Annotated in this window: 24 protein-coding genes; 15 read left to right on the top strand and 9 right to left on the bottom strand. The window is 61.3% G+C overall.

The genetic code is table 11. The annotated features are described in order from the left end of the window. Window positions 1-396: 396 nt before the first annotated feature. From aceA to L8U60_RS06445, 6 genes are all read left to right on the top strand, one after another. Window positions 397-1,689 carry an isocitrate lyase gene (gene aceA / locus L8U60_RS06470; RefSeq protein ID WP_269965548.1) on the top strand — a complete coding sequence of 431 codons (1,293 nt, stop codon included), beginning with the start codon at window positions 397-399 and terminating at the stop codon, window positions 1,687-1,689. Window positions 1,690-2,014: 325 nt separating this feature from the next. Next, entirely contained in the window at window positions 2,015-2,512 is a 498-nt protein-coding gene (gene rraA / locus L8U60_RS06465) for a ribonuclease E activity regulator RraA (protein WP_269965547.1), read from the top strand. Further along, window positions 2,513-3,322, top strand: coding sequence for an Fpg/Nei family DNA glycosylase (locus tag L8U60_RS06460; RefSeq protein WP_269965546.1), 810 nt, complete (start codon window positions 2,513-2,515; stop codon window positions 3,320-3,322). Window positions 3,323-3,369: 47 nt separating this feature from the next. Next, window positions 3,370-3,609, top strand: coding sequence for a hypothetical protein (locus L8U60_RS06455; protein ID WP_034663850.1), 240 nt, complete (start codon window positions 3,370-3,372; stop codon window positions 3,607-3,609). Beyond that, entirely contained in the window at window positions 3,599-4,027 is a 429-nt protein-coding gene (locus L8U60_RS06450; protein ID WP_269965545.1) for a type II toxin-antitoxin system VapC family toxin, read from the top strand. The genes L8U60_RS06455 and L8U60_RS06450 overlap by 11 nt, the downstream gene beginning before the upstream one ends. 25 nt (window positions 4,028-4,052) lie before the next feature. Next, the gene (locus tag L8U60_RS06445; protein WP_269965544.1) at window positions 4,053-5,654 is read left to right on the top strand and encodes a bifunctional ADP-dependent NAD(P)H-hydrate dehydratase/NAD(P)H-hydrate epimerase; all 1,602 of its coding nucleotides are present in this window, start codon (window positions 4,053-4,055) and stop codon (window positions 5,652-5,654) included. Here the strand turns inward: L8U60_RS06445 and L8U60_RS06440 are convergent. After that, window positions 5,651-6,379 carry a YwaF family protein gene (locus tag L8U60_RS06440; RefSeq protein ID WP_269965543.1) on the bottom strand — a complete coding sequence of 243 codons (729 nt, stop codon included), beginning with the start codon at window positions 6,377-6,379 and terminating at the stop codon, window positions 5,651-5,653. The genes L8U60_RS06445 and L8U60_RS06440 overlap by 4 nt on opposite strands. Window positions 6,380-6,530: 151 nt before the next feature. Between L8U60_RS06440 and L8U60_RS06435 the strand changes: the two genes are divergently transcribed. From L8U60_RS06435 to L8U60_RS06425, 3 genes are read left to right on the top strand one after another with little or no spacing between them, the layout of a single operon-like run. Continuing rightward, entirely contained in the window at window positions 6,531-7,661 is a 1,131-nt protein-coding gene (locus tag L8U60_RS06435) for an MFS transporter (protein WP_269965574.1), read from the top strand. A gap of 14 nt (window positions 7,662-7,675) precedes the next feature. After that, window positions 7,676-8,248 carry a pirin family protein gene (locus L8U60_RS06430; protein WP_269965542.1) on the top strand — a complete coding sequence of 191 codons (573 nt, stop codon included), beginning with the start codon at window positions 7,676-7,678 and terminating at the stop codon, window positions 8,246-8,248. A gap of 31 nt (window positions 8,249-8,279) precedes the next feature. After that, on the top strand, window positions 8,280-9,623 hold the full coding sequence (locus L8U60_RS06425) for an IS1096 element passenger TnpR family protein (protein WP_269965541.1): 1,344 nt from the start codon (window positions 8,280-8,282) through the stop codon (window positions 9,621-9,623). Between the two features lie 6 nt (window positions 9,624-9,629). On the opposite strand, the gene L8U60_RS06420 is transcribed toward L8U60_RS06425, so the two are convergent. Together L8U60_RS06420 and L8U60_RS06415 are read right to left on the bottom strand one after the other, a co-directional pair. Beyond that, window positions 9,630-9,971, bottom strand: a complete 342-nt coding sequence (locus L8U60_RS06420; RefSeq protein ID WP_269965540.1) for a DUF202 domain-containing protein — start codon at window positions 9,969-9,971, stop codon at window positions 9,630-9,632. A gap of 14 nt (window positions 9,972-9,985) precedes the next feature. Next, window positions 9,986-10,363, bottom strand: coding sequence for a YidH family protein (locus L8U60_RS06415; RefSeq protein ID WP_269965539.1), 378 nt, complete (start codon window positions 10,361-10,363; stop codon window positions 9,986-9,988). Between the two features lie 39 nt (window positions 10,364-10,402). Between L8U60_RS06415 and L8U60_RS06410 the strand changes: the two genes are divergently transcribed. Then, complete coding sequence (locus L8U60_RS06410) at window positions 10,403-11,377, top strand: acrylyl-CoA reductase family protein (RefSeq protein WP_269965538.1); 975 nt, start codon at window positions 10,403-10,405, stop codon at window positions 11,375-11,377. A gap of 127 nt (window positions 11,378-11,504) precedes the next feature. Here L8U60_RS06410 and L8U60_RS06405 read toward each other — a convergent pair whose 3' ends face one another. The 3 genes from L8U60_RS06405 to leuS form a co-directional block, all read right to left on the bottom strand. Beyond that, a complete protein-coding gene (locus tag L8U60_RS06405; protein WP_269965537.1) occupies window positions 11,505-12,023 on the bottom strand; it encodes a hypothetical protein in 519 nt (172 codons plus the stop codon). 180 nt (window positions 12,024-12,203) lie between these two features. Next, entirely contained in the window at window positions 12,204-12,746 is a 543-nt protein-coding gene (locus L8U60_RS06400) for a VanZ family protein (RefSeq protein ID WP_420840163.1), read from the bottom strand. A 9-nt stretch (window positions 12,747-12,755) separates the two neighbouring features. Further along, the gene (leuS, locus tag L8U60_RS06395) at window positions 12,756-15,617 is read right to left on the bottom strand and encodes a leucine--tRNA ligase (protein WP_269965535.1); all 2,862 of its coding nucleotides are present in this window, start codon (window positions 15,615-15,617) and stop codon (window positions 12,756-12,758) included. Between the two features lie 197 nt (window positions 15,618-15,814). Between leuS and L8U60_RS06390 the strand changes: the two genes are divergently transcribed. Next, window positions 15,815-16,225 (top strand): hypothetical protein, encoded by a 411-nt coding sequence (locus tag L8U60_RS06390; RefSeq protein ID WP_269965534.1) that lies wholly within the window; start codon window positions 15,815-15,817, stop codon window positions 16,223-16,225. Between the two features lie 8 nt (window positions 16,226-16,233). On the opposite strand, the gene L8U60_RS06385 is transcribed toward L8U60_RS06390, so the two are convergent. From L8U60_RS06385 to L8U60_RS06375, 3 genes are all read right to left on the bottom strand, one after another. Further along, complete coding sequence (locus tag L8U60_RS06385) at window positions 16,234-16,755, bottom strand: flavodoxin domain-containing protein (RefSeq protein WP_269965533.1); 522 nt, start codon at window positions 16,753-16,755, stop codon at window positions 16,234-16,236. Between the two features lie 23 nt (window positions 16,756-16,778). Beyond that, entirely contained in the window at window positions 16,779-18,236 is a 1,458-nt protein-coding gene (locus L8U60_RS06380; protein WP_269965532.1) for a DUF5129 domain-containing protein, read from the bottom strand. Window positions 18,237-18,323: 87 nt separating this feature from the next. Further along, a complete protein-coding gene (locus L8U60_RS06375; RefSeq protein WP_269965531.1) occupies window positions 18,324-19,553 on the bottom strand; it encodes a dicarboxylate/amino acid:cation symporter in 1,230 nt (409 codons plus the stop codon). Between the two features lie 98 nt (window positions 19,554-19,651). Between L8U60_RS06375 and L8U60_RS06370 the strand changes: the two genes are divergently transcribed. The 4 genes from L8U60_RS06370 to trpD are packed head-to-tail and all read left to right on the top strand — an operon-like array spanning window position 19,652 to window position 23,380. Continuing rightward, window positions 19,652-20,107 carry an SdpI family protein gene (locus tag L8U60_RS06370; RefSeq protein ID WP_269965530.1) on the top strand — a complete coding sequence of 152 codons (456 nt, stop codon included), beginning with the start codon at window positions 19,652-19,654 and terminating at the stop codon, window positions 20,105-20,107. A 30-nt stretch (window positions 20,108-20,137) separates the two neighbouring features. Next, on the top strand, window positions 20,138-21,682 hold the full coding sequence (locus L8U60_RS06365) for an anthranilate synthase component 1 (RefSeq protein ID WP_269965529.1): 1,545 nt from the start codon (window positions 20,138-20,140) through the stop codon (window positions 21,680-21,682). Continuing rightward, entirely contained in the window at window positions 21,679-22,359 is a 681-nt protein-coding gene (locus tag L8U60_RS06360; RefSeq protein ID WP_269965528.1) for an anthranilate synthase component II, read from the top strand. The genes L8U60_RS06365 and L8U60_RS06360 overlap by 4 nt, the downstream gene beginning before the upstream one ends. Beyond that, window positions 22,352-23,380 (top strand): anthranilate phosphoribosyltransferase, encoded by a 1,029-nt coding sequence (gene trpD / locus L8U60_RS06355; RefSeq protein WP_269965527.1) that lies wholly within the window; start codon window positions 22,352-22,354, stop codon window positions 23,378-23,380. The genes L8U60_RS06360 and trpD overlap by 8 nt, the downstream gene beginning before the upstream one ends. The last annotated feature ends 53 nt before the right edge of the window (window positions 23,381-23,433 follow it).

Here is a 23,433-nt window from a genome sequence, read left to right as displayed (position 1 = left end):
GGTCACCTGCGTTAAGCATTTGCTTATCGACGCTCCCCCCACCACCCCCGAATTCGTGAATCTCCACACCCATCCCTGCCCGCCTTTCCACCCAAAACAAAAATTCACACACGCCCTAAACCCCCACGCCATCGCGGGGGAGGTGGCGGGTGTGACCGGCGGATTCGTCGATAAGCGAGCAAGAAAACACCCCACTCACCCCGAGCGATCTCACCCCCTGAGGGAATGTAACCGCCCGTAGGTGTTGACTCAGAGGTTCACAGGTAGGGATACTGGTCTTGAACGCCTAGGGCGTGGCTCAACTCACCATGTTTACAGCGATGTGCACACGCACACGCCCACAACATGAAGTTGAGTGGAAGCTTCCAACTTAGATCCCGTCAGAAAGGGGACCACATGACCACCACAGGACAGGCTCGTACCGCACAGGAAATCCAGAAGGACTGGGACGAGAACCCGCGCTGGAAGGGCATTACCCGTGACTACACCGCAGAGCAGGTTGAGGCTCTGCAGGGCACCGTCATTGAGGAGCAGACCCTCGCACGTCGCGGTGCTGAGATCCTCTGGGACGGCATCACCAAGGGCGATGGTTCCTACATCCACGCCCTCGGCGCCCTGACCGGTAACCAGGCTGTTCAGCAGGTTCGCGCTGGCCTGAAGGCTGTCTACCTCTCCGGTTGGCAGGTTGCAGGTGACGCTAACCTCTCCGGCAACACCTACCCGGACCAGTCCCTGTACCCGGCTAACTCTGTGCCGAACGTTGTCCGTCGTATCAACAACGCTCTGACCCGTGCAGACCAGATCGCACGCGTCGAGGGCGATGACTCCGTTGACAACTGGCTCGTGCCGATCGTCGCTGACGGTGAGGCTGGCTTCGGTGGCGCCCTCAACGTCTACGAGCTGCAGCGCGCAATGATCCAGGCTGGTGCCGCTGGTACCCACTGGGAGGATCAGCTCGCTTCTGAGAAGAAGTGTGGCCACCTCGGCGGCAAGGTCCTCATCCCGACCCAGCAGCACATCCGCACCCTGTCCTCCGCTCGTCTGGCAGCTGACGTCCTCAACGTCCCGACCGTGGTCATCGGCCGCACCGACGCTGAGGCTGCAACCCTGCTGACCTCCGACGTTGATGAGCGCGACGCTAAGTTCCTGACCGGTGAGCGCTCCGCTGAGGGCTACTACTACGTCAAGAACGGTGTTGAGCCGTGCATCGAGCGTGCTAAGTCCTACGCTCCGTACGCTGACATGATCTGGATGGAGACCGGTACCCCGGACCTCGAGCTGGCTAAGAAGTTCGCCGAGGGCGTCCACGCTGAGTTCCCGGACCAGCTGCTCGCCTACAACTGCTCCCCGTCCTTCAACTGGTCCTCCCACCTGGACGCAGAGGAGATCGCCAAGTTCCAGAAGGAGCTGGGCAAGATGGGCTTCACCTTCCAGTTCATCACCCTGGCTGGCTTCCACGCCCTCAACTACTCCATGTTCGACCTGGCTTACGGCTACGCTCGCGAGGGCATGCCGGCGTTCGTCGACCTGCAGAACCGCGAGTTCCAGGCAGCTTCCGAGCGCGGCTTCACCGCTGTCAAGCACCAGCGCGAGGTTGGCGCTGGCTACTTCGACCGCGTTGCTACCACCGTCGACCCGAACTCCTCCACCACCGCCCTCAAGGGCTCCACGGAGGAAGGCCAGTTCTAAGCTTGTAGCTTGATCTGACTAGAAACCCGCACTGCCGCGTGTAGTGCGGGTTTTCGCTTTGGACCAGGCTGGGTTTGGGCGGCTTCGTCGGCTGTGGCTGGGCGGCTGTGCATGAATTTAAAAAACCGTGCACAAAATCACTATTTTCCCAGGACGTGCACTCAACTTTCGAAAACCGTGCACAACTTCCGCCGGGATCAAGCCCACACGTCCGACGAAAACAAGCCACCCGGCGCTGACCACACCCCAAAACACGGCCTGAAAAGCGTAAACTCAATAAACAACAATCCCCGAAAAACACCACAAACGAAGGAGCACAAACCCCATGACGGACATCCAGTTCATCGCCACCGCCGACATCGCCGATATCCACGACAAAGACGTACAAAGCTGCGACATCCAGTTCCGCAACTATGGCGGCAAGGTGGAATTCTGCGGCGAGATCCAGACGATTTCCTGTTTCCAGGACAACGGCCTGGTGAAGAAGACGCTGAACTCCCCGGGCGAGGGCAAGGTGCTCGTCGTGGACGGTCACGCCTCCATGCACACCGCGCTCATGGGCGACATGATCGCCGCCGCTGGCGTGAAGAATGGCTGGGCCGGCGTGATCATCAACGGCCCGATCCGCGACTCGGCTGTGGTGGCCACCATGGACTTCGGCTGCAAGGCCCTGGGCACGAACCCACGTAAGTCCAACAAGGATGGCGTGGGGGAGCAGAACATCGTGCTGCGCCTGGGTGGCATCGAATTCGTCCCTGGCCACTACGTTTACGCTGATTCGGACGGTGTTGTCGTCTCTGAGAACCCAGTCGAGCCGAAGTAAGTGCCCGAAGGTCACGTTCTTCACCGCCTCGCGCGCCAACTCAACCACGAGTTCGGTGGCCGCGAGGTTGAGGTCACCAGCCCGCAGGGGAGGTTCGCGAAAGAAGCCAAGCTTATCGACGGCTCCACCCTCACCACCGCCCACGCCCACGGCAAACACCTGTTCATTCCCTTCGAGACGGAACAGAGGGACACCTGGGTGGTGTACATCCACCTCGGGTTGATTGGTTCGCTTCGCTTTGAGCCAGCGGAGGAGGAGTGGGGGCAGATGCGTCTGCACATTTCCAATGGCACTGTGGCCGCGAATCTGCGTGGACCCCAGGCTTGCCTGTTGGTGGGGCAGGGGGAGGCGGATGGAATCGTCGATAAGTCTGGCTTTGATCCGATCGTGGAGAAGGAGCCGCCTGACGCCTTGTTTGAGCGGGTCTCGCGCTCGCGGCGCACGATTGGGTCGCAGCTGATGGACCAGAAGCTTTTCGCTGGTGTGGGCAATATTTATCGTGCTGAGGTGCTATTCAGGCAGGGAATTCATCCGTCGGTGCCCGGCAATCAGTTGAGCCGCAGCGAGTTCGACGCGGTGTGGACGGATCTGGCCGAGCTCATGGACTACGGCGTCGACCATGGCCGGATCGACACCGTCCGCCCCGAGCACACCCCAGAGGCGATGGGTCGGCCCCCGCGCAAGGACGATCACGGCGGCGAGGTGTACGTCTACCGTCGCGCCGGCGATCCCTGCTACATATGCGGCACGCCCATTGAAATGAAGGTGGTGGAGGGCCGCAAACTGTACTGGTGTCCGGGCTGCCAGTAGGCCAAAAGGCCCTTTACCTGCATCACCAATGGTGATAGGTTGACCTCATGAGGCTCACTATCAGGTTGGACGATGACGTGTACATGGCCGCCAAAACCACGGCCGCGCAGCAGAACTCGAGTATCGGTCACGTCATCAATGAGCTTGCCCGCGATGGCTTGAAAGTGGTGCCTGATCAGGAACCTTTCCGCCAGAAGACCTTCAACATGGGTATGAAAGTGGATTGCACAAACGTGAGTGAGGTTCTTGGTCTGCTCGATGAGCAGGAATACTCCGATGATCGTTGACGCAAACGTCCTGATCTACGCTGTCGATTCCAGTTCGTCTCATCACCGCGAAGCCTCTGACTGGTTGGAATCAGCATTAAGTGGTCCAGAGAGAGTCGGGCTCCCTTGGGTATCTCTCATCGCCTTTCAGCGCATTTGTACAAACCCAAGGCTTTTTGACCATCCGCTTTCTCCCGCAGCAGCATCGGATCTCATTGAGGCATGGATCGAACACCCCAACACATGGATCCCAACCCCGAGTCTCAATCATGCTCATATCCTGCGGATGATCACGGTGAACAATGAAGCTGTGGGCAATCTCGTCACAGATGCCCATCTCGCTGCCCTTGCCATCGAGCATGGCACTTCAGTGTGTTCATTTGACCGTGATTTTGCCCGCTTCCATGAGGTTCAGTGGGTTAATCCCCTCGACCGCTAGCGTTAACGCGCCTAGGATGGGGTTCATGCTTCACGCCTACACAGCTGAACAGATCCGTGCGGCCGAAAAGCCCCTGCTTGAGGCCCAGACTGCGCCAGATGAGCTGATGAAATCCGCAGCTCACGCCGTGTTTGAGGCGGCGGAGGCCATGCTGAGCTGGCCGGATGCGGTGGGAGATTTCAGGGAGACACCAAGATGTCTGCTGCTCGTGGGCAAGGGCGGCAATGGGGGCGACGCGTTGTATGCCGGGGCGGAGCTGGCCCTGGCAGGGCACGCGGTTGATGCGTGGTTGGCGTGGGGAAGTGCCCATGAGCCGGCACTAAAGGCGTTCACCTACGCTGGGGGCACGGTGCTCGAAGACGCACCCGAGGATTACCGTGATTACCGCCTCGCCATCGATGGGCTGACGGGTCTCGGGGGCGCGGGTGGTCTGGACGAGCAGGTCGGAGAGGTGCTCGACGGCCTGGCAGACTGGTACGCGCGCGTGCTGGCGGTGGATGTGCCATCCGGCGTCAATGCGGATACGGGCGAGTGCGGGGACATCCACGTCACGGCGGATGCGACGGTGACATTTGGCGGATGGCGCCGGGCGCATGGTTTGGCGCCGGAGTGTGGGATTCAGTTGTTGGCGCAGCCGTCCATCGCCGATGGCCACACCATCGCGGATGAGTTGGATCTGGGCACCAGCGACACGCTGCTCTTCCGCGCCGTCCCAGGCGAGGCACCACAGCCGTGGCCGGACAGCCTTGACACACTCCCCGCCGACAATGAGCCACTCATGGAGCCGGGCTTCTACGACGACAAGTACACCGGCGGTGTCGTGGGCATTCGCGCTGGTAGTGCCACATACCCGGGTGCGGCGGTACTGGCCACAACGGGTGCGGTGCGCGCCACGCAAGCGATGGTCCGGTATGCGGGGCCGCAGGCGGGGGAGGTGGTGAGGGGGCTGCCGGAGGTCGTCGTGAAGCAAAGGCTTGAGGACACAGGGCGCGTGCAAGCGTGGGTCTTCGGGCCGGGCGTGGGCACGGATTCGCAGGCGCGCGGCGAATTGGCGCTGTTGTTGGGGCGCGAGGAGCCACTGCTTATCGACGCTGACGGCCTCACCCTCCTTTCCACCGACCCCGAACTGCGCGAATTGTTGCGCGGGCGGCCCGGTGAGACGGTGCTGACCCCGCACGACGGCGAGTTTGAGCGGCTCCGCGATGCGCTGGGCATTGAGCCCGCGAGCCGCTGGGAGGAGACGCAGGCTCTTTCGCAGGCGTTGAACTGCACTGTTGTGCGCAAAGGGCGCGCGACCATCGTTGCTGACCCGGCGCGGGACCACACGATCGTGGTGGACACGGGCTCATCGTGGGCGGCCACGCCTGGTTCCGGCGACGTGCTGTCCGGGATCATGGGCGCACGCATGGCGCGTGAGCAGGCGCGGTGGGGCAGGGCCACCTTGGGGGTCGCGCAATCCGTGATCATTCACGCCACTGCCGCGTGGCTGTCCGCACAGACGGAGTTCGGGCCAGGGCCGACAAGTGCCTCCAAGATCGCCGAATCCATCCCGGCAGCCACGGCGAAGCTCCGGGTTCTGCCCGCGGAGCCTGCGGCGAATCGTGCCAAAAAGTTCCGGGGTTTTTAGCGGTTCTGGCGCCACACACCTGTCATCAGCGCAAACACGAACGGCAGACCCGGCGCGCAGATGAGCAGGTACCAGGGCCACGGGCCGAAGAACTTCAGCGGGGACCAGCCGCGCGGGTGGCCGTTGGAGAAGAAGTAATTGCCGCCCGTGGCCTTATTGGCCACACCGGACACTGCCGCCCACACCATGGTGATGCCGGCGACCACGCGCCAGTCTTTCCAGTTCGGCCGGTAGCCCAGGCCGAAGGTGAGTACGACGGGTACCACGGTGGCCATGATGTGGAAGTACCAGTAGGCCAGCTCCTGCAGCCACTTCTTGTCCTGCACAAACGCCATGTCCGGGAAGAAAATAGCCATGGGGTTGAGGAAGAGCCCCCAGTAATAGGACAGCGCCGTCGCCGTCGGATTGCCAGTGCCCAGCGCCAGGGGAGTGATGTATCGCAGCAGGTCAGTGATGTGGAACGGCGCGGTTTCATCCCACACCAGGCGCTTCGGGTTGAGCACCCAGATGAAGTACGCGGTGGTGATGATCCCCATAATCGCGCCGGCAACCTGACGCGCTGCTTTGACTGTGCCGCGTGGGAGCTGCTTCACGGCGACCACAAGAATCCCGCACAGCATGATGAACAGCACGACGGCAGCGAGGTGTTTGCCGTCGAACTGCCGGATCGTTGGATACGTCTTGCCTGTATGACGCGACGTCCATGGTGGCGGTTGATTAGGCATGTTCATGTTTTAGCACGATTTGTTGCTTCTCGACGTTCACTTGCAACATGCATTTCCACCCCCGCAGGTCTAGCGTTGCAGTGTGTCTTCAAAGGTGTCTTCAAAGGTGTCTTCTACTTCTCAGAGTTTCCCCTACCTGCCGCTGAATGCGATGGGCTTCGCGGCGTTTGTGTACGTGACCTTTGAGATGTTCTCCATCGGTCTCATCAGCCCGATGGCCACTGACCTCGGTGTGACAGAGGGCCAGGTGGGGTTGCTGATGACGGTGTACGCCGGCATCGTCGCCCTCATCACTATTCCGCTCATGGAGCTGACCTCGCGCTTTGACCGTAAGCCGGTGTTTATGGCCACGCTTATTTTCCTGCTGCTGGGCATCGTGCTACAGGGCTTGGCCGCCAATTATTGGATGCTCGTTGCCGGCCGCGTGTGTGCGGCTTTGACCCACGGTTTGTTCTGGTCCTTGGTCAACCCCATGGCCGCGCGCCTCGCCCCAACGGGCATGACGGCGAAAGCAGTGGGTGTGGTGTCTTTGGGGTCCACCATGGCGTTGGTGGCGGGCTCCCCGCTGACCACGCTGCTTGGCGGTGCCGTGGGGTGGCGTGGTGCCACGTGGATCCTCGGCGCGCTGGTGGCCGTGGCTTTCGTCCTACTCATATTCTTCCTGCCCTCCATGCCCGCTGTCCCGCCACGTGGCAAAGAGGAGGGAGTGCAGAAGCGCTCCGCACTGCCGGCACTGGTGGTGTACCTGGCCTTGGTCATCACCGCGCTGTTCTGCACCTACACCTACTTGGGCCTGTTCGTGGAACACACCCTCGGCCACTCCTTCGTTGCTCTTGGGCTCTTCGGCTACGGGCTGTTTGGCATCGTGGGCGTGCTGTCCGCCGGCAAGCGTTCGGACCGTCGCATGCTGCGCATGAATGCGCTGGGTACTGGTTTGATCCTCACTGCTGGTCTGGCTGGGTTCCTCGCCCTGCTTCTTAGCGGCACAGCACCCGCCCTCGGGTTAATTCTCGCCGTGGCCGTGATCATGCTGCTCGGTGTTTCCGGTGGTGGTCTGCCCACCGCTGCCACCACTCTGTTCCTGCATGCTGGGGAGGCGAACCAAAACCGGGCGTCCTCGATTTATGTGGTGACGTTCCAGGTGGGCATCGCTAGTGGTTCTGCCGTCGGTGCCCTGCCGGTGGACTCTGGGTACTTCCCCGGCACGCTGCTGATCACCGCGGCGCTGGCTCTCCTCGCTGCCGCCGAGCTCAGTTTCCGCGCCCGCCCCCTTTTGCGCTGATGTAGCCTGGCCGCATGACTCCAACACCACGTCCGGGTGCAGCTGAGGTGACGTTCCGTCGCCTGCCGTTGGCGGACGGTGAGACCTTCAGTGGCTGGACTTCCGCGCGTGCTGCCAACCCCAACAAGCAGGTGGTCACGTGGGTGAGCAGCCAAGGGACGCTGCTGGCCGGTTCGCACTCGTTGCGCACTGGCTTCCAGCTGGGCATCGTCGATAATGCATGCACGCCCACGACCATGGATTTCGGTGAGTTTTCGCCGGAGCCCTTCTCCCTCGTTGGGTTTGGTGGGGTGAAGGCGGGGGAGGGCCGGGTGTTCGTCGGTAAGCTTTTTGGGCAGACGAGCCCCGTGGAAACCGCACGCCCGATGCTCGGCGCGCAGCTGCGGGTGGAGCCCGGCGCGGAGTTCGTGTTCGTGGTGGATGAGACGTTCACGCACGGCATGATTGCACTGGAGACGGGCCTATTCCTGGAGAATGCGAGCCTGGATCCCGCAACCATCGCCATCACACGTCCCGGCGCGAAGACCCTCAACGTGGTCAACGCGGCGGATCGGCCTGTCTCCGCGATTCTGCTTGGCGGTAGCTAGAGGCCCAAAAATTTTCCCGATGTCCACTTAAGTGGACAATATCGGCGCACATGAGCTGGAATTACGCCGTATTGTTGGCCCCATGATCATGACGCTGCTTCTGTCACTGGAGGGTTCCAGCCCGGAAGTGTCCAGGTTGGTCAATGTTTCTGACAACATGCACCTGGGCTCGTTTGCCACGCTTATCGACGCAGCCTTTGGCTTCTCCGGCACCACCAACCACATTTACATCAGCGACGAAGACGGCAAACGCACCCTCTACACCGCTGCCCCCGGCGCGGAGGAGAAGGATGAAACCACGCTGGCCATCGGCGATATCGGTGAGATGACCTACGTGTATGACCCAGCAGCGAATTGGACGATCCGGCTGGACGTGCTCGGCATCACGGATGTCGATTCCCCGGCACCCCTCCTCGTGGACGCGCAAGGACCTGACGTGATCGAAGCCTGCGGTGGGCCCGAGATGATGACGGCGTTTTATCACGAAGCCCGCCGCCTCGCAGCTGGGCTCGAACCAGATATGCGCGTCTCCCCGCTGCTGCTCAGCTTCATGCCTGTGATGTCCCCGGAGCGCCTCATTGAGCGTTTGTCCACGGCTGATCACTCCACCGTGGCAGAACGCATGGCCTTTACATCCGAGGATTTCTTCATGCCCGCCGAACCCGACTTCACGTCAGACCCGCACACCCCCAACATCGCGGATGACTTTGATGCCTTCATCAATTCCCGCCCTGACCTGCAGCAAATCATCTCTTTCGACCCCAACCCGGAGCGCAACCCAGCCATTATCTCCGCGATGTCGGAGTTCTTCGCCGACCACCTGCCGGAGGGTGAGGAGTTTGATATCTACCCCTTCACCCGTCTGGTCAGCAACGTCCGTTCCTTCCTGTACCACTGCGTCGACGGCGTGAAATTGACCAAGAAAGGCATGCTGCGTGCCGGCGATGTGCGCACCCTGGCTGAGAACATCGGCCTCACCCTTGGCCCCGGCAACCACACGGCGGAGGCCGTCCCGCCCCTCAATGCACTGCGCGCCTTCCTGGAACTGAAGAATTTCCTCCGAACGGAAGATGACTACCTCCGCACCAGCCTTCGCGGCTTGGACAACGCTGAGGACGCGAACAACCTCATCGAGGTAGTCGAGGATGCCCTGTACTTCTATTTCCACACCGTTTACAGCGAAAGCGCCCTCAACGTATTCAGGTGGGTAGTCGACCCGACCGGTCCAACTAAGCCACCACGCGACCCGGAGTTTGTGGTGAATCTGTTCATCGCGCTTGGCATCCTTGAGGAGGGCTCCACCCCGGACCACATTGTCCCCACCGTCCCCGGCGATGAGGTCCTTGGGATCTACCTCACCTTCCCGGACGAATAAGCCCCGCTACCCGGCCTGCACCACCAGGAAAAGGCCAATGGCCGCGAACACCGCCATGCCCAGGGTGACGGCAAAAACACCGAACACGTTGGCCCGCACTTGCTCCTGTTCGATGCCCTCCGCCCCGACGCGGTACTGGGCCCGGTTGCGCGCAATGATCACCAGCGCAATGAAACACAACAGGCCAACTGCCCCGAAAACTAACGCTGAGTAGGGCTGTGACCAGCGCAGGAGCGTCAGTGATGCCACGAGCATGGCCAAGGCAGTCCGTGTCCACGACAGGGAAGTGCGCTCCGGCTGCAGGCCAAGATCAACCACCGGGATAGGGGAGCGGGCAGGACGAGGCATAACCAACCCCGCCTCTAGAACAGCCCCAGCAGCACGACGATGCTAGCCAACGCCACACCAATACCCAACACCGGCACGATGCCCGGCGCGGGCAGCGGCTTCTTGTGCCGCAGCGCGCGCTCAATGCGCACCCATCGCACCGCCGCCCCCATCGCAATTGCGGCGCCCACAAGGATGAGTGCCACCGCCGCCATTTGGCGTGCCTCGGGGCTCAGCCCGCCGAGACCGAAGGCCTCCAGAGCAATGCCACCGGCCAGAAACGCCAGCGCAGTACGCGTCCACGCCAAAAACGTGCGCTCATTCGCCAACGTGAAACGCGGGTCCGGTTCTTCACCATCAGGGAAGACAATGCGGGTGAATGCACCGCGTTCGTCTGGATTCTGCGCGCTCATATCGCACAGTCTAGGAACAAAATGCCTACCCTGGGAAACATGACCGCTACGAAGACTCTTCTTGTTACTGACAACGGCCCTGCAATCGTCGATACCGCCCCCGAACACGCCGGGGAGGGCGACACCCTCATTCGTGTCAGCCACTCCTCCGTCAACTACAAGGACGGCATGGCTCTCGCCGGCAACAAGGGCGTCGTACGCACCTTGCCTATCGTCCCTGGTATTGACGCTGTGGGCACGCTCGAGGACAGCACACTCGTCACCGTCAACGGCTGGGGCATCGGTGAACGCCGCAATGGCGGTTACACGCCCGAATTGCGTATCGACGCCGCCCACATCACCCGCGTCCCCGACACCTTCGATGCTTGGACCGCCGCCGCCATCGGCACCGCCGGCTACACCGCCGCCATGTCCGTGGCTGCCTACGAGCGCTTCACTAACTCCCGCCCTGACCACGAAGCCGGCGCTGTCCGCGGCCCCGTCGCTGTCACCGGCGCCACCGGCGGTGTTGGTTCCATTGCCATCCAGCTCCTTGCCGCCCGCGGGCACGAAGTCGCTGCCATCACCAGCCGCGTCGAAGAACACGGCGACTACCTGCGTGAACTCGGCGCCATCGACGTCATCGACCGCGAGGAACTAGCCAACAAGGGCAAGCCATTGCAGAAGGCCCGCTTCGGCGGCGCCATCGACACCGTCGGCTCCACCCCGCTGGCTAACCTTCTCGCCCAGGTCCAGTGGGGCGGCACCGTCACCGCCTGCGGTCTCGCCGCCGGCCCCGACTTGGACACCACCGTGATCCCCTTCATCCTCCGCGGCGTCAACCTCGCCGGCATCAACTCCGTCGATGCCCCGGCCGCCTTCCGCGATGAGGCCTGGGCCATCCTCGCCGAATCCCTCGACGTGAACAAGCTCCGCTCCTACACCGACACCGTCGACCTCGAAGGTGCCATCCAAGCCGGCGCCGACCTGCTCGCTGGCAACGCCCGCCATGGCCGCACCGTCGTTGAGTTGTGATGAAGTTTTTCAATTAAGTAGCTAGACGTACCACCACGCACAACCTATACTGAACTCAAAGGTTCCACCCTGCTGATAAGAGCCCCTAAAGGCTTTTCGCCCCGTGCGATAGGTGGGGTGGTCGCTTTTATTTGGGTCGTACCCAACAGATCTCCCGCTTTTCGTTAAAGAGATTCGAATAATCCCATGTGACGGCATTATTTAACTGTTTTGCAGCCTCACAGTCGTTTCGTTCAAGAGACCGAAACGTAGCCCAGGAAAAATAGTCAGCAATTTGTCCATTCAGATCTTGTTTAACAGGGTGGAACAACACACGGTAGGGAACACCAAGATTACTCAAAATGGGTTTTACGGCCTTCAGGAAGGCCTTCTGCTGTCTGGCAGTAAGTACTGAATCGAAGATCATAATGACCTGCTCGTCAGTTGTTTTCCTTAGAGTCTTTTCTATCCATCGGGCCATCTCCGTTCCAAATAATCCCAAAAGAGCAACTTCAGATTGCAAATGTGGGGTAGTGAAGGCCTTATTAACCCATAACGTATGGACACGGAGCACTGACATCTCGCTAATACAACTGAGAACCCGTTTTCTGGTTCCACGAGAATTCTCAGTCGCGTGAAACTCTAGGTCCTCGCTACCTTGCGCCATTAGCTCGTACTTCAGTTTCCCCGAAAACTGCAGTGTTACTCGATACTCACCATCGCGTTACCCGATACTCACCACGGTGTTACTAAATGCACGCGCGCAACACCCTGATTCATCCATAAAGACAAACAATGTCTTCTTACCCGTCGTTTTAGTCAAGATAACCCCCTTAAATCGATACCCTTAACTTAGTTGCTTCACCTTGCTGGGATCTCCCAGGCTTTCGCCGCCGATGACTAGGCCGACGAAGATGATGGTCGCTAGGGATGCCAGTCCGATCCAGAACCAGTGGAATTTCGGGCCGAATAGTTTGGCCAGTACGGCACCGATGAAGGCACCGAGGGTGTTCATCAGCAGATCATCGATGTCGCTGTAGCCAAGCGCGAAGATGTATTGGGATGTCTCGATGGCCAGGCTGAAACAAGCTCCGAGCAGGGTCGTTGCAAGAAGTGGGCGGGATACGCGCTGGAAGAGGATGTAAGCCAGCATGCCCACGGGCACGAAGAATGCGACATTCCCGCCGTACTCAAAGACGGGTCCGAACCATGAGCTGGCATTAATCAGATCATCGAAGGGGGCGAGGGAAAGTCCCCGCCGCATTTGGTTGGCGGGATCCCACAGGTAGCCGATCCGATAAAAAGCTTTGAGCATGGTCAAGGCAATGACCACGCCCGAATAGCCCACGAGGGCGCCGATCGCGGCAGAGCGTTGACTCACGACCGACACCCTTTCCGGCTACTTAACCACCAGGTTGACCATGCGGCCCGGCACCACGATGGTCTTCACCACGTTCTTGCCTTCGGTGAGGGAGACCACGCGGTCGTCGGCAAGCGCGATCTTCTCGATCTCGTCCTTGGACGCTTCAGTCGGCACGTCAACACGCGCGCGGACCTTGCCGTTGATCTGGACGGGGATTTCCAGGGTGTCGTCCACAAGCAAGCTCTCATCGAAGGTCGGGAACGCTTCGAATGTGATCGTGCCTTCGTGGCCGAGGCGTGCCCACAGCTCTTCGGCGATGTGCGGCGCGACGGGGGAGACCATCTGCACGAGAGGTTCCACCGTTTCACGTGAAACATTGCCGGTCGACTCGCGGGACTTGGTCAGGTAGTTCACGAACTCGATGAGCTTGGCCACCACGGTGTTATCACGCAGGTGCTCGTAGTCCTCGCGCACGCCGGCGATGGTGCGGTGGAGGTGCTTCGCATCCTCCTCACTCATCGGCTGGTCACTGACGGTGACCTCACCGGTCTCCTCGTCGACGACCAGGCGCCACAGACGCTGGAGGAAGCGGTGTGCACCCACAACGTCCTTGGTTGCCCACGGGCGGGAGGTGTCCAGCGGTCCCATGGACATCTCATAAACACGCAGCGTATCGGCACCAAAGTCCCGTGCGATGTCATCCGGAGCAACGGCATTCTTCAGGGACTTGCCCATCTTGCCGTACTCCTGGTTGACCTCTTCGCCGTTGTAGTAGAACTTGCCGTCCTTCTCCTCAACCTCAGCGGCCGGCACGTACACACCACGGGAATCGGTGTAGGCGTACGCCTGGATGTAGCCCTGGTTGTACAGGCGGCGGTACGGCTCCTTGGAGCTGACGTAGCCAAGGTCAAAGAGCACCTTGTGCCAGAAGCGGGCGTAGAGCAGGTGCAGCACCGCGTGCTCCACACCACCGACGTAAAGGTCCACACCACCCGGATCATTCGCGCCGTGCTTGTCCGGCTGCGGACCGGTCCAGTAGCGCTCATTTTCCAGGTCGCAGAACTTGTCCGCATTCGTCGGATCGATGTAGCGCAGCTGGTACCAGGACGATCCTGCCCACTGCGGCATGACGTTGGTGTCGCGGGTGTACTGCTTCTCACCATCGCCGAGATCCAGCGTCACATTCACCCAATCGGTGGCCTTCGCCAGCGGGGGAGAGGGCTCCGAGTCCGCGTCGTCCGGATCGAAGGAGACCGGGTTGTAGTCCTCCACATCCGGCAGCTCGACCGGCAGCATCGACTCGGGCAGCGCGTGCGCCACACCGTTCTCGTCGTACACGATCGGGAACGGCTCGCCCCAGTAGCGCTGACGCGCAAACAGCCAGTCGCGCAGCTTGTACTGAATACGCTCCTGGCCAGCACCTTCGCTGACCAGCCAGGCGATGGCCTTCTCAATGCCCTCGTCCTTGCCCAGACCATTGATGTCCAGGCCACGGTCATTCGCGGAGTTGATGTGCGGGCCATCCTCCATGAAGGCCTCTTCTGCGATATTGCCGCCGTCGAGCACCGGCACGATCGGCAGACCAAAGACCGTAGCGAACTCGTAGTCGCGCTCATCGTGCGCCGGCACCGCCATGATCGCGCCCGTGCCGTAACCCATGAGCACGTAATCCGCGATGAACACCGGCACCTTCTCACCGCTCACCGGGTTCACGGCATACGAGCCCAGGAAAACACCGGTCTTTTCCTTATTCTCCTGACGCTCCACGTCAGACTTCGCCGCGATCGCGCGCTTGTACGCCGCCACAGCATCCTTCGGCGTTGCTTCGCCATAGGTCCATCGCTTATCGACGTCCCCTGCGTACCCCTCTGCCACCAACTCATCCACGAGCTCATGCTCCGGCGCGAGAACCATGTAGGTGGCACCGAAGAGGGTGTCGGGGCGGGTGGTGAAGACGTCGATGCCGAATTCCTGACCTGCCGGACCCTGCGCACGGAAGGTTACTTCCGCACCACGGGAACGGCCGATCCAGTTGCGCTGCATTGCCTTGACCTTGTCCGGCCAGTCGAGCAGCTCGAGGTCGTCCAGAAGCCGGTCCGAGTAAGCGGTGATGCGCATCATCCACTGACGCAGACGCTTGCGGAAGACCGGGAAGTTGCCGCGCTCCGAGCGGCCATCAGCGGTGACCTCCTCGTTTGCCAGCACCGTGCCCAGGCCCGGGCACCAGTTGACCATGGAATCAGACAGGTAGACGAGGCGGAATTCGTCGATAGCCTTCTGCTTCTCCGCCGCGTCGAGGTCGGCATACACGCGCCCATCCTTGGTGGTGCGGGTACCGGCCTCGAGTTCGTCGACAAGCTCCTTAATCGGGCGCGCCTTTTGCTGATCCTCATCGAACCAGGAATTGAAGATCTGCAGGAAGATCCACTGCGTCCACTTGTAAAACTCCGGGTCCGTGGTGGCCACCGAACGACGACGATCGTGCCCCAGACCCAGCGCGTCGAGCTGACGCGTCATGTTCTCAATATTCGCCATCGTGGTCGTGCGCGGGTGCGTACCCGTCTGGATGGCGTACTGTTCCGCCGGCAAACCGAACGCGTCGTAGCCGAGCGTGTGCAACACGTTCTTGCCCAACATGCGGTTGTAGCGCGCGAACACATCCGTCGCGATGTAACCCAGCGGGTGACCCACGTGCAGGCCCGCGCCGGAGGGGTAGGGGAACATGTCCTGGACATTGAGCTTGTCAGCCGGCAGCTCACCTTCACCCGTAGCTAGATCGCCCACCGGGTTCGGTGCATTGAACGTCCCGTTGTCGATCCAGTACTTCTGCCACTTCTGCTCAATCTCGTTGGCAATACCCGCCGTGTAGCGGTACGCCGGTCCAGTCGCGTTAGTCATGGTTAGCCAGTGTAATAGGTCGCCCCCACCAGCACAGCGCCCGGACACCTCTAGCGATGTTTCACGTGAAACATGGCTTGTTTACCCCCGCACTGAGGTGAAAACAGGAGCAGAATCTTCGTTACAGAACAATGCTGATAACTTCCATACTGGAACGCGTTTTCCCAGCCCAATGGCCATTTTCCCAAGGAGCACCCATGAAGAAACTCACCGCTGCCGCTGTTGCTGCGGCCATCGCACTGTCCCCAGTCACCGCCACCCCGCAGGCTAATGCGTTGACCATCGAGGATGTTCAGCGTCAGCTGGGTGAAGCAGCGCACCACGCGCAGACCTCTGCTCAGAATTACTTCTCGTTTGTTTTTGCGCCGGTGGAGGCCCCCACCGGCTACCCAGCCGGCCCTTTCTATGCTTCCTCGGTCTGGGCTCAGCGCGCTACGTTGCCGATCATCGGAGTGTTCCTTGCCGTTGGTGTGGTGGCTGCGCCCATCATCCTCATCGTTCAGGCCGCTAAGGGTGAGATTGACCTGAAAGAGGAGTCCAGCCAGCTGTCCAGCGAGATGTCAAAGGATCTCCAGAACCAGCAGAACAACAACACTCAGGCGCAGTAAAAACTCGCCTACTTTTTAGCCCACTCCATGATCGCGTCGAGCCTGCCAAGGTCGACGCGATCAGTGTCTTTGCCGTAAGTGTCAATCATCATGCGCTCGTTTTCGGTTTTGCCGGGCTTGAGCTTCAACATCGTGATCAGGCCTTTCATGATGTTGCGGTGCTTGGGGCTGAGCTCGGAGTAGTTCAGCCGACCGGGCAGGTAGAAGCGCTCGACATGCTCAGCCAGGTCGCCGAGCAGCGCGCGGGCCGGGTCCTGCGCCTCAACCACGTGGTCAAGAGTCATGCCAACTGTCACGAGGGCTACTTTTCGCTTCTCGACGCCCTCCTTACCCAGCTCCTTCACCACCTTCACACCAGGATGGGAAGGCCCGTGAATTGGGGAGAGGATGATCAGGGGTTCATCGGTGGCGCGGATGGCAGACGCAGTGTCCTCGGTGATGTCCTCGGCGGTGGTGCCAAGGCGCGTGGCGAGTTCTTCGGCGTATTGCTTGGTCGAGCCGTAGAAACTGGCGTAGTAGATAGCGGTCATGCTGTTTCTCCTAGAACTTCTTCCTAGAACGACGAGGAACTGCCCGAGGCGCTGAAGCCGGAGGAGGACACACCCGGGCGGGTGCTGGAGGAAGACTGTGCGTCTTCGTGGGCGCGGACGTTGCTGTCGTGCCAGCTGCTCATGGACACGTAGCTGATGTAGCCGGGGTAGTAGTAATCACGCTCGTAGATGGCTGGGCGGTGGAGTGGCTCGTATTCCTTGACGTCGGAGAACTCTTCCTTCTTCACTTGGTCCAGCAGCAGGCGGTAATCACCGAGTACACGGACGAATTCGTCCATGAAGTTCGGGGCCGTCGGGTTGGAGTCGAGCCAGTTGATGCGCTCCAGCAGCTGGCCAAGCTCGTAGCTCAACCGATCATTCTTTACGCCGACGCGGGCCTCCATCACGTCCTCGCGTAGATCGGTGAGGCTGGTGCGGCGGGTGGTGGCATCGCCATTTTCAATGTTGAATATCCGGTTGATGTTGTCCTCGGCGTTGGAGACGTGCTCGACCGATTCAGCGGCATCGCGCAGCTTCTTGCTGTTCTTCAGCACCTGCTTGTCATTGGTCATGTCAATATCGCCGATCCCGCCGGCGCCACTGACGGTCTCGTGGTAGCCGAGGAAGCGATCACGGACCTCCGCCCACTGCTTGCGCATCTCCGCATCGGCGAAGGCGGAGGACAGGGAACTCGCGCGGATGTCCACCTCATCGAGGCGGCCGGATAGCGCCGCGTACTCACCGGTCACGGCCTTGTAGTCCTCGCGGGCTTGCTCCAGCTTGCGGCGTCGGCTCTGCCGGGAAAGGCCTACGGCCACACCAACGGCGGCAGTGGCACCAGCAGCGCCCGCACCGCCACCAAAGGCCCACCCGCCGCGGTCACCATTAGCTTTGTCCAGGCCGTATTCCTCGGCGGCCTCCACGTCGAAAGCTGTCTTGGCGGCGGCGAAAAGACCAGCCGGGATGTTGCCGTCGCGCACGCCGGGCTCCATGGCATCGAGGACCTCTTCATCGCGCTGGCCGTAATCGACCTGGAGCTCGGCGGCCACGTCGTCGCCGTAGTAGGCAAACGCCTGGCGGGGATCAAGGCCCACGCCGATGATGGCGGTGCCATCGGCGAAGCGGTCATCGTCGTTCTCCGCATTGCCAATGAGTTCCGGGTAGGCGTCCCGCACGTACTCTTCCACGGAGTCGAAAACATTCTCGTGGTTAGTGGCGAAGACGAGGTAGTGGAGCTGCTTTACCACGGCGGGGTGGTCGAGGCGTTCAGCGTCGCGAAGCATGCGGGCTTCATCCTCGGGGGAGAGGACGTCCTGGGGGTCGTCGATAGTCACGGTGGGAGCCTGGCCCACCTCAACAACGAACTGCGCCGGGTCGGGCGCGTCCGTCAGTGAATAAATCAGTCCGGTAGTGCCAACACCGACGAGAGCGGCGGCGCCTAAGGTTCCGAGGGCGATCTTCGCTGTTGATCCCAAAGCCATGCGCTCCATCGTAGGCGCGCAAAGAAAAAAACCGATGTTTCACGTGAAACATCGGTTTTTGGCTAAAGCCAAGAGGGGTTAGCGAAGCTACGCGCTTTCGTCGATAAGCTCCTGCTCCTCAGAATCATCGGCCGAAATGCGCTCCACCTTGCCAGCAGCGAAGCGGTTGACCACGAGCGCGATCGCGCCGTCGCCGGTGACGTTGGCTGCGGTGCCGAAGGAGTCGATGACGATGTAGGCGGCGATCATGAGCGCGACCATGTCGTCGTTAAAGCCGAGCATGGAGGCGAGCAGACCGGTTGCCGCCATGATGGCGCCACCTGGGACGCCCGGCGCGGCGATCATCATGATGCCGAGCAGGAGGATGAAGCCGAGGGAGAGACCCCAGGAGACGTCCATGCCAGCCATGTAGATGACGGCGAAGGCGTAGAGGGCAATCTTCATCATGGAGCCAGACAGGTGGATCGTTGCGCAGAGCGGAACGACGAAGCCGGCAACGTTCTCATCCACCTTGTTGTTCAGGGTGGACTTGAGGGTGACCGGGATCGTGGCTGCAGACGAGGAGGTACCCAGGGCGGTGAAGTAGGCCGGCAGCATGTTGCGCAGCGCGGTCACCGGGTTGACGCCAGCGACAGCGCCAGCGATGAGGTACTGGAGAACGAGCAGCACGATGGTCATGATGACAGCGAGAGCCAGCACCTTGCCGAAGGCGGTGAGGGTGGCGCCCATGTTGTCGTTCATGCCCAGGTTGAGGAACATGCCGAAGATGAACAGCGGCAGCAGCGGGATAACAAAGGAGGTAACCACCTTCATAATCGCGCCTTCGAATTCGGTGGCCAGCTTGTACATCGTGTCGGACTTCACTGCGGTCATAGCAATGCCCACGCAGAAGGCCAGCACCAGAGCCGTCATGACAGCGAACGGCGGATCAATCTCCACAGAGAAGAAGGGGGACAAAGCACCCTCCTCCACGTCATCCACAGCCGTGATGAGCTTCTGGTCGCCCAGCAGCCACGGGTACAGCGCCACGGAGAGACCCCAGGCGGTGAGGCCGGAGATGATAGTGGAGCCGTAGGCGATGCCGGCGGTGAGGCCCAGCCACTTGCCGGCGCCCTTGCCCAGACCGGCGATGGCCGGGGTGATCAACGCGAAGATGAGCACCGGGACAAAGAAGCCCAAGAAGTTGGAGAACAGTCCGTTGAAGGTAATGAAAATGCGGGCGAGCCACACGGGGAAGAAGAAGCTGCAAGCGATGCCGAGGATGATGGCCACGACAATCCAGAACAGCAGCGACCGGGTGATCGACTTAGAGTTCATAGTAGAAACCTTTGCACAGGAATTGACATGTACTCCTGCATTGTCCATCACGGAACCTCCCAATACGAAACTGTTGCCCCCTAGTAGACTTTCTAGGCATGACTGCTGGCGCCATTATCGGAATTATCTTCATCGTTTGTGCTCTTGCTCTGCTGATTCCTGGTGCGCTCGCTACTGCGGGTCGCCTGCCAGGTAACAGCATTGTGGGTTTGCGTGTCCCAGAGGTGCGTAAGGATGAAGGTATTTGGGTGCAGGCTCACCGGATTGTGGGCCCGTACTTGATCTTCGGGGGTGCTGCGCTGGCATTCGGCGCGGCGTTTTCATTCATCGCTTCCGGTTGGCTGTGGCTTGTTCCAGCGGTGCTCGCTGTGCTCGCGGTTGTCGCGTGTGCGCTCGGCGGGAACATGGGTGCGCGTGCTGCACGGCTTATCGACGACGTTCGGGCCGCCAACGCTAACTCTGCCGACTCCACCAATTCCACCGACGCCACCCCGGCGCCCGCGGTGAACCTGGATGCGCTCCGCAATGCAGCGCGTGAGGCGGATCAGAGTTAAATGCCTCATCACCAGCCTAAGCTTGACAGCATGAGCAATCCTTCACCCCGTGTTCAACACATGGACGTGGCGTACCACGCCGATGCCTCCGCCTTGTTCGCTCACCTTGGCGGCACAACACTCACGGATACGGTGCTGCTGGAATCCGCCGACATCACCACGAAGTCTGGTTTGCAGTCCGTGGCGGTGCTCGGCGCGTCTGTGCGTTTGACGTGCAACGGCCACGAGGTTGTGGCGGAGCCGCTGAGCCCGGCGGGGAAGCAGATCATTGCTCGCCTGACGGAGCAGCTGGCCGACTACCTCACCTCACGCGAGCCGGTCACGTTCAGCTTCCCACCGTCCACGGCCGCGGATGAGCGTGAGCGCCTGACTGCCCCGAGCACGGTTGAGGTCCTGCGCGCCCTGACCCGCGATGCGGGCTACTCCGACTCCGAGAATGTCCTCCCCATGGTCGTCGGTGGATTCGCCTTTGATTACCTGGCCACGTTCGAGGAACTGCCGGCCGTCGATGAGAGCACGAACACCTACCCGGATTTCCAGTTCATCCTCGCCGAGATCGTCCTCACCATTGATCACCGCGCGTCGACGGCGCGGTTGTCGGGGGTTGATTGGGGGACGGGGGACGTCGATAAGCGAATGCTTGAGCTTGCTGAGCTGATCCGCACAGCGCACACCCCCGCACCCACAACCCCGCAGGGTGAGGGCACGTTGCGCGTGGAGGCGAGCTTGGCGGATGATGAGTTCCGCCGTGATGTGGACAAGCTGAAAGACAATATTTATAACGGCGATATTTATCAGGTCGTCCCGGCGCGCGCGTTCACAGCGCAGTGCCCGGATGCTTTTGCGGCGTACCAGCAGCTGCGTGATTCCAACCCGTCACCGTACATGTTTTACGTGCGCGGGCTCGATCGGGCGGGGGAGCCGTACGAGCTCTTCGGTGCCTCACCGGAATCCAACCTGAAGTTCTCCGCCGCGACCCGCGAAGTGCAGCTGTATCCCATCGCCGGTACCCGCCCGCGTGGTGCGACCCATGAGCTGGACACTCGCATGGAGCTGGAACTGCGCACCGATGCCAAGGAGATCGCTGAGCACACCATGCTCGTGGACCTGGCCCGCAATGACATGGCGCGTGTGGCCCGCCCCGGCACCCGCCAGGTGCGTGAGCTGCTGCAGGTGGACCGCTACTCCCGCGTCATGCACCTGGTCTCCCGTGTCACCGCAACACTTGCGGACGACCTCGATGCCCTCGACGCCTACCGCGCCTCCATGAACATGGGCACCCTAACCGGCGCCCCGAAGCTGCGCGCCACCGAACTCATCCGCGAACTCGAAGGCACCCGTCGCGGTTCCTACGGTGGGGCGGTGGGGTACCTGCGCGGCAACGGCGAATTCGACACCTGCATTGTTATCCGCTCCGCCTTCGTCCGCGCTGGGGTGGCCACCGTGCAGGCCGGCGCCGGTGTTGTCCGTGACTCCAATCCACAGGCCGAAGCTGATGAAACCCTGCACAAGGCCTACGCTGTGCTTAATGCCATTGCGATGGCGCAGGCCAAGACCGTGGAGGTGATCCGATGAACTCGCCCGCCCGCGTTGTCCTGCTGGATAACCAAGATTCCTTTGTGTACAACCTCGTGGACGCGCTCACGACCATCACCGAGCCCGCCATCGAATTCACCGTGTTCCGCAACACCGTCTCCGTCGACCAGGTGCTCGCCGCCGAACCCGACGTGATCATTCTCTCGCCCGGCCCCGGCTACCCCGCCGACGCCGGCTGCATGATGGACCTCATCCGCGCAGCTCAAGGCCGAATTCCCATCCTCGGCATTTGCCTCGGCTACCAGGCTCTCATCGAGCACTTCGGTGGCACGGTCAGCCCCTGCGGCCCAGTCCATGGTGTCAGCGAAGCAATGACGCTTACCGACGCCGGCGTAGCCAGCCCCCTCTTCACCGGCCTGACCATTGACAGTGGCCCCGAACACGGCGATACCCCAGGGCGCCTCGTTCCCGTGGCGCGCTACCACTCCCTGGGCAGCGTCGATGTCCCCGCCGGCATCGAGGTGCTTGCCCGCACCGAGACCAAAGTCGGCGACGTTGTCATGGCAGCAGAAACCACCGATGGCATGTCCATCGGCCTCCAGTTCCACCCAGAGTCCATCCTCACCCCGGCTGGGCCCGTGCTGCTGGAGCGGTGTGTGAGGCAGTTATTAGAGAAGAAGGAATCCGTGAAAGTTAAGGTGAGCAACAATGGCTAGTGAAAAATCCCTCGGAATTTTCCGTCGTTTTCTGGATAACAAGAACCCCTCGCTAGAGGAGGCCATCGAGGCGTTCACCCCACTCACCGTGGGTGATTATGACGATGTCCACATCGCCGCCCTCCTTGCCACCGTGCGCACCCGCGGCGAAACCTTCGCCGATATCGCCGGTGCCGCCAAGGCCTTCCTGGCTGCTGGCCGTCCGTTCCCCATCACCGGTGAGGGCCTCATGGACACCGCCGGTACAGGTGGTGATGGCAAGAACACCATCAACATCACCACCGCCGCCTCCCTCGTCGCCGCTGCTGCCGGGGTAAAGATGATCAAGTGCGGTAACCGTTCCGTCTCCTCAAAGTCCGGCTCCGCCGACGTGCTGGAAGCACTGAATATCCCACTTGACCTGGACCCGGACCGTGCTGTCCGCCAGTTCGAGGCCTCCAACTTCACGTTCCTTTTCGCCCCCGCCTACAACCCGGCGATCGCCCACGTGCAGCCGGTGCGTAAGACCCTGGGTGTGTCCACCCTGTTCAACACCCTTGGCCCGCTGCTCGCACCGGGGCGCCCTGAGTACCAGATCATGGGCATTGCCAACCCGGCTCTCGGCCAAGTTATCGCCGAAACCATGCGTGAACTTGGCCGTGGCCGCGCCCTTATCGCTCACGGCGCCGGCACTGATGAAATCGCCGTCCACGGCCCCACCGAAGTCTGGGAGCTGGACCGCGAAGGCAACATCGAGCACTACACCATCACCCCGGAGGACCTCGGTCTGCCCACCTACTCTCTCGAGGAGTTGGAAGGTGGCAACGGCGAGGAGAACGCCGCAGCCATCCGCGCTATTTTCGACGGCACCGGCCCCGACGCCCACCGCGATGCCGTCGCCGCCACCGCCGGCGTGATGTTCTACCTCTACGGCATGACCGACACGATGGCCGAGGGCGTCACCAAGGCCACCGAGCTCCTGACTAACGGCACCGTCCGCGAATGGTTGGCCAAGCACGAGGGAGCGAATTATGGCGCCTAATCTTAACCCCTCTGAATTTATCCCCTCTGCCCAGGGTAAATCCGCTGTGCGCC

This window comes from Corynebacterium meitnerae (assembly GCF_027570075.1).
Taxonomy (GTDB): domain Bacteria; phylum Actinomycetota; class Actinomycetes; order Mycobacteriales; family Mycobacteriaceae; genus Corynebacterium; species Corynebacterium meitnerae.
Note: the sequence above shows the minus strand (reverse complement) of the source record. Positions and strands in the feature narration are given on the sequence as shown.

What these genes read in the sequence shown, in the direction of transcription:
- L8U60_RS06435 (WP_269965574.1), top strand. Translation starts at nt 6,531, where the DNA reads ATGGGCTTCGCGGCGTTTGTGTACGTGACCTTTGAGATGTTCTCCATC.
- L8U60_RS06365 (WP_269965529.1), top strand. Translation starts at nt 20,138, where the DNA reads ATGAGCAATCCTTCACCCCGTGTTCAACACATGGACGTGGCGTACCAC.
- aceA (WP_269965548.1), top strand. Translation starts at nt 397, where the DNA reads ATGACCACCACAGGACAGGCTCGTACCGCACAGGAAATCCAGAAGGAC.
- L8U60_RS06430 (WP_269965542.1), top strand. Translation starts at nt 7,676, where the DNA reads ATGACTCCAACACCACGTCCGGGTGCAGCTGAGGTGACGTTCCGTCGC.
- L8U60_RS06385 (WP_269965533.1), bottom strand. Translation starts at nt 16,755, where the DNA reads ATGACCGCTATCTACTACGCCAGTTTCTACGGCTCGACCAAGCAATAC.
- L8U60_RS06380 (WP_269965532.1), bottom strand. Translation starts at nt 18,236, where the DNA reads ATGGCTTTGGGATCAACAGCGAAGATCGCCCTCGGAACCTTAGGCGCC.
- L8U60_RS06445 (WP_269965544.1), top strand. Translation starts at nt 4,053, where the DNA reads ATGCTTCACGCCTACACAGCTGAACAGATCCGTGCGGCCGAAAAGCCC.
- L8U60_RS06370 (WP_269965530.1), top strand. Translation starts at nt 19,652, where the DNA reads ATGACTGCTGGCGCCATTATCGGAATTATCTTCATCGTTTGTGCTCTT.
- L8U60_RS06440 (WP_269965543.1), bottom strand. Translation starts at nt 6,379, where the DNA reads ATGCCTAATCAACCGCCACCATGGACGTCGCGTCATACAGGCAAGACG.
- L8U60_RS06420 (WP_269965540.1), bottom strand. Translation starts at nt 9,971, where the DNA reads ATGCCTCGTCCTGCCCGCTCCCCTATCCCGGTGGTTGATCTTGGCCTG.
- trpD (WP_269965527.1), top strand. Translation starts at nt 22,352, where the DNA reads ATGGCTAGTGAAAAATCCCTCGGAATTTTCCGTCGTTTTCTGGATAAC.
- L8U60_RS06375 (WP_269965531.1), bottom strand. Translation starts at nt 19,553, where the DNA reads ATGAACTCTAAGTCGATCACCCGGTCGCTGCTGTTCTGGATTGTCGTG.
- L8U60_RS06415 (WP_269965539.1), bottom strand. Translation starts at nt 10,363, where the DNA reads ATGAGCGCGCAGAATCCAGACGAACGCGGTGCATTCACCCGCATTGTC.
- L8U60_RS06450 (WP_269965545.1), top strand. Translation starts at nt 3,599, where the DNA reads ATGATCGTTGACGCAAACGTCCTGATCTACGCTGTCGATTCCAGTTCG.
- leuS (WP_269965535.1), bottom strand. Translation starts at nt 15,617, where the DNA reads ATGACTAACGCGACTGGACCGGCGTACCGCTACACGGCGGGTATTGCC.
- L8U60_RS06455 (WP_034663850.1), top strand. Translation starts at nt 3,370, where the DNA reads ATGAGGCTCACTATCAGGTTGGACGATGACGTGTACATGGCCGCCAAA.
- L8U60_RS06410 (WP_269965538.1), top strand. Translation starts at nt 10,403, where the DNA reads ATGACCGCTACGAAGACTCTTCTTGTTACTGACAACGGCCCTGCAATC.
- L8U60_RS06405 (WP_269965537.1), bottom strand. Translation starts at nt 12,023, where the DNA reads ATGGCGCAAGGTAGCGAGGACCTAGAGTTTCACGCGACTGAGAATTCT.
- L8U60_RS06360 (WP_269965528.1), top strand. Translation starts at nt 21,679, where the DNA reads ATGAACTCGCCCGCCCGCGTTGTCCTGCTGGATAACCAAGATTCCTTT.
- rraA (WP_269965547.1), top strand. Translation starts at nt 2,015, where the DNA reads ATGACGGACATCCAGTTCATCGCCACCGCCGACATCGCCGATATCCAC.
- L8U60_RS06390 (WP_269965534.1), top strand. Translation starts at nt 15,815, where the DNA reads ATGAAGAAACTCACCGCTGCCGCTGTTGCTGCGGCCATCGCACTGTCC.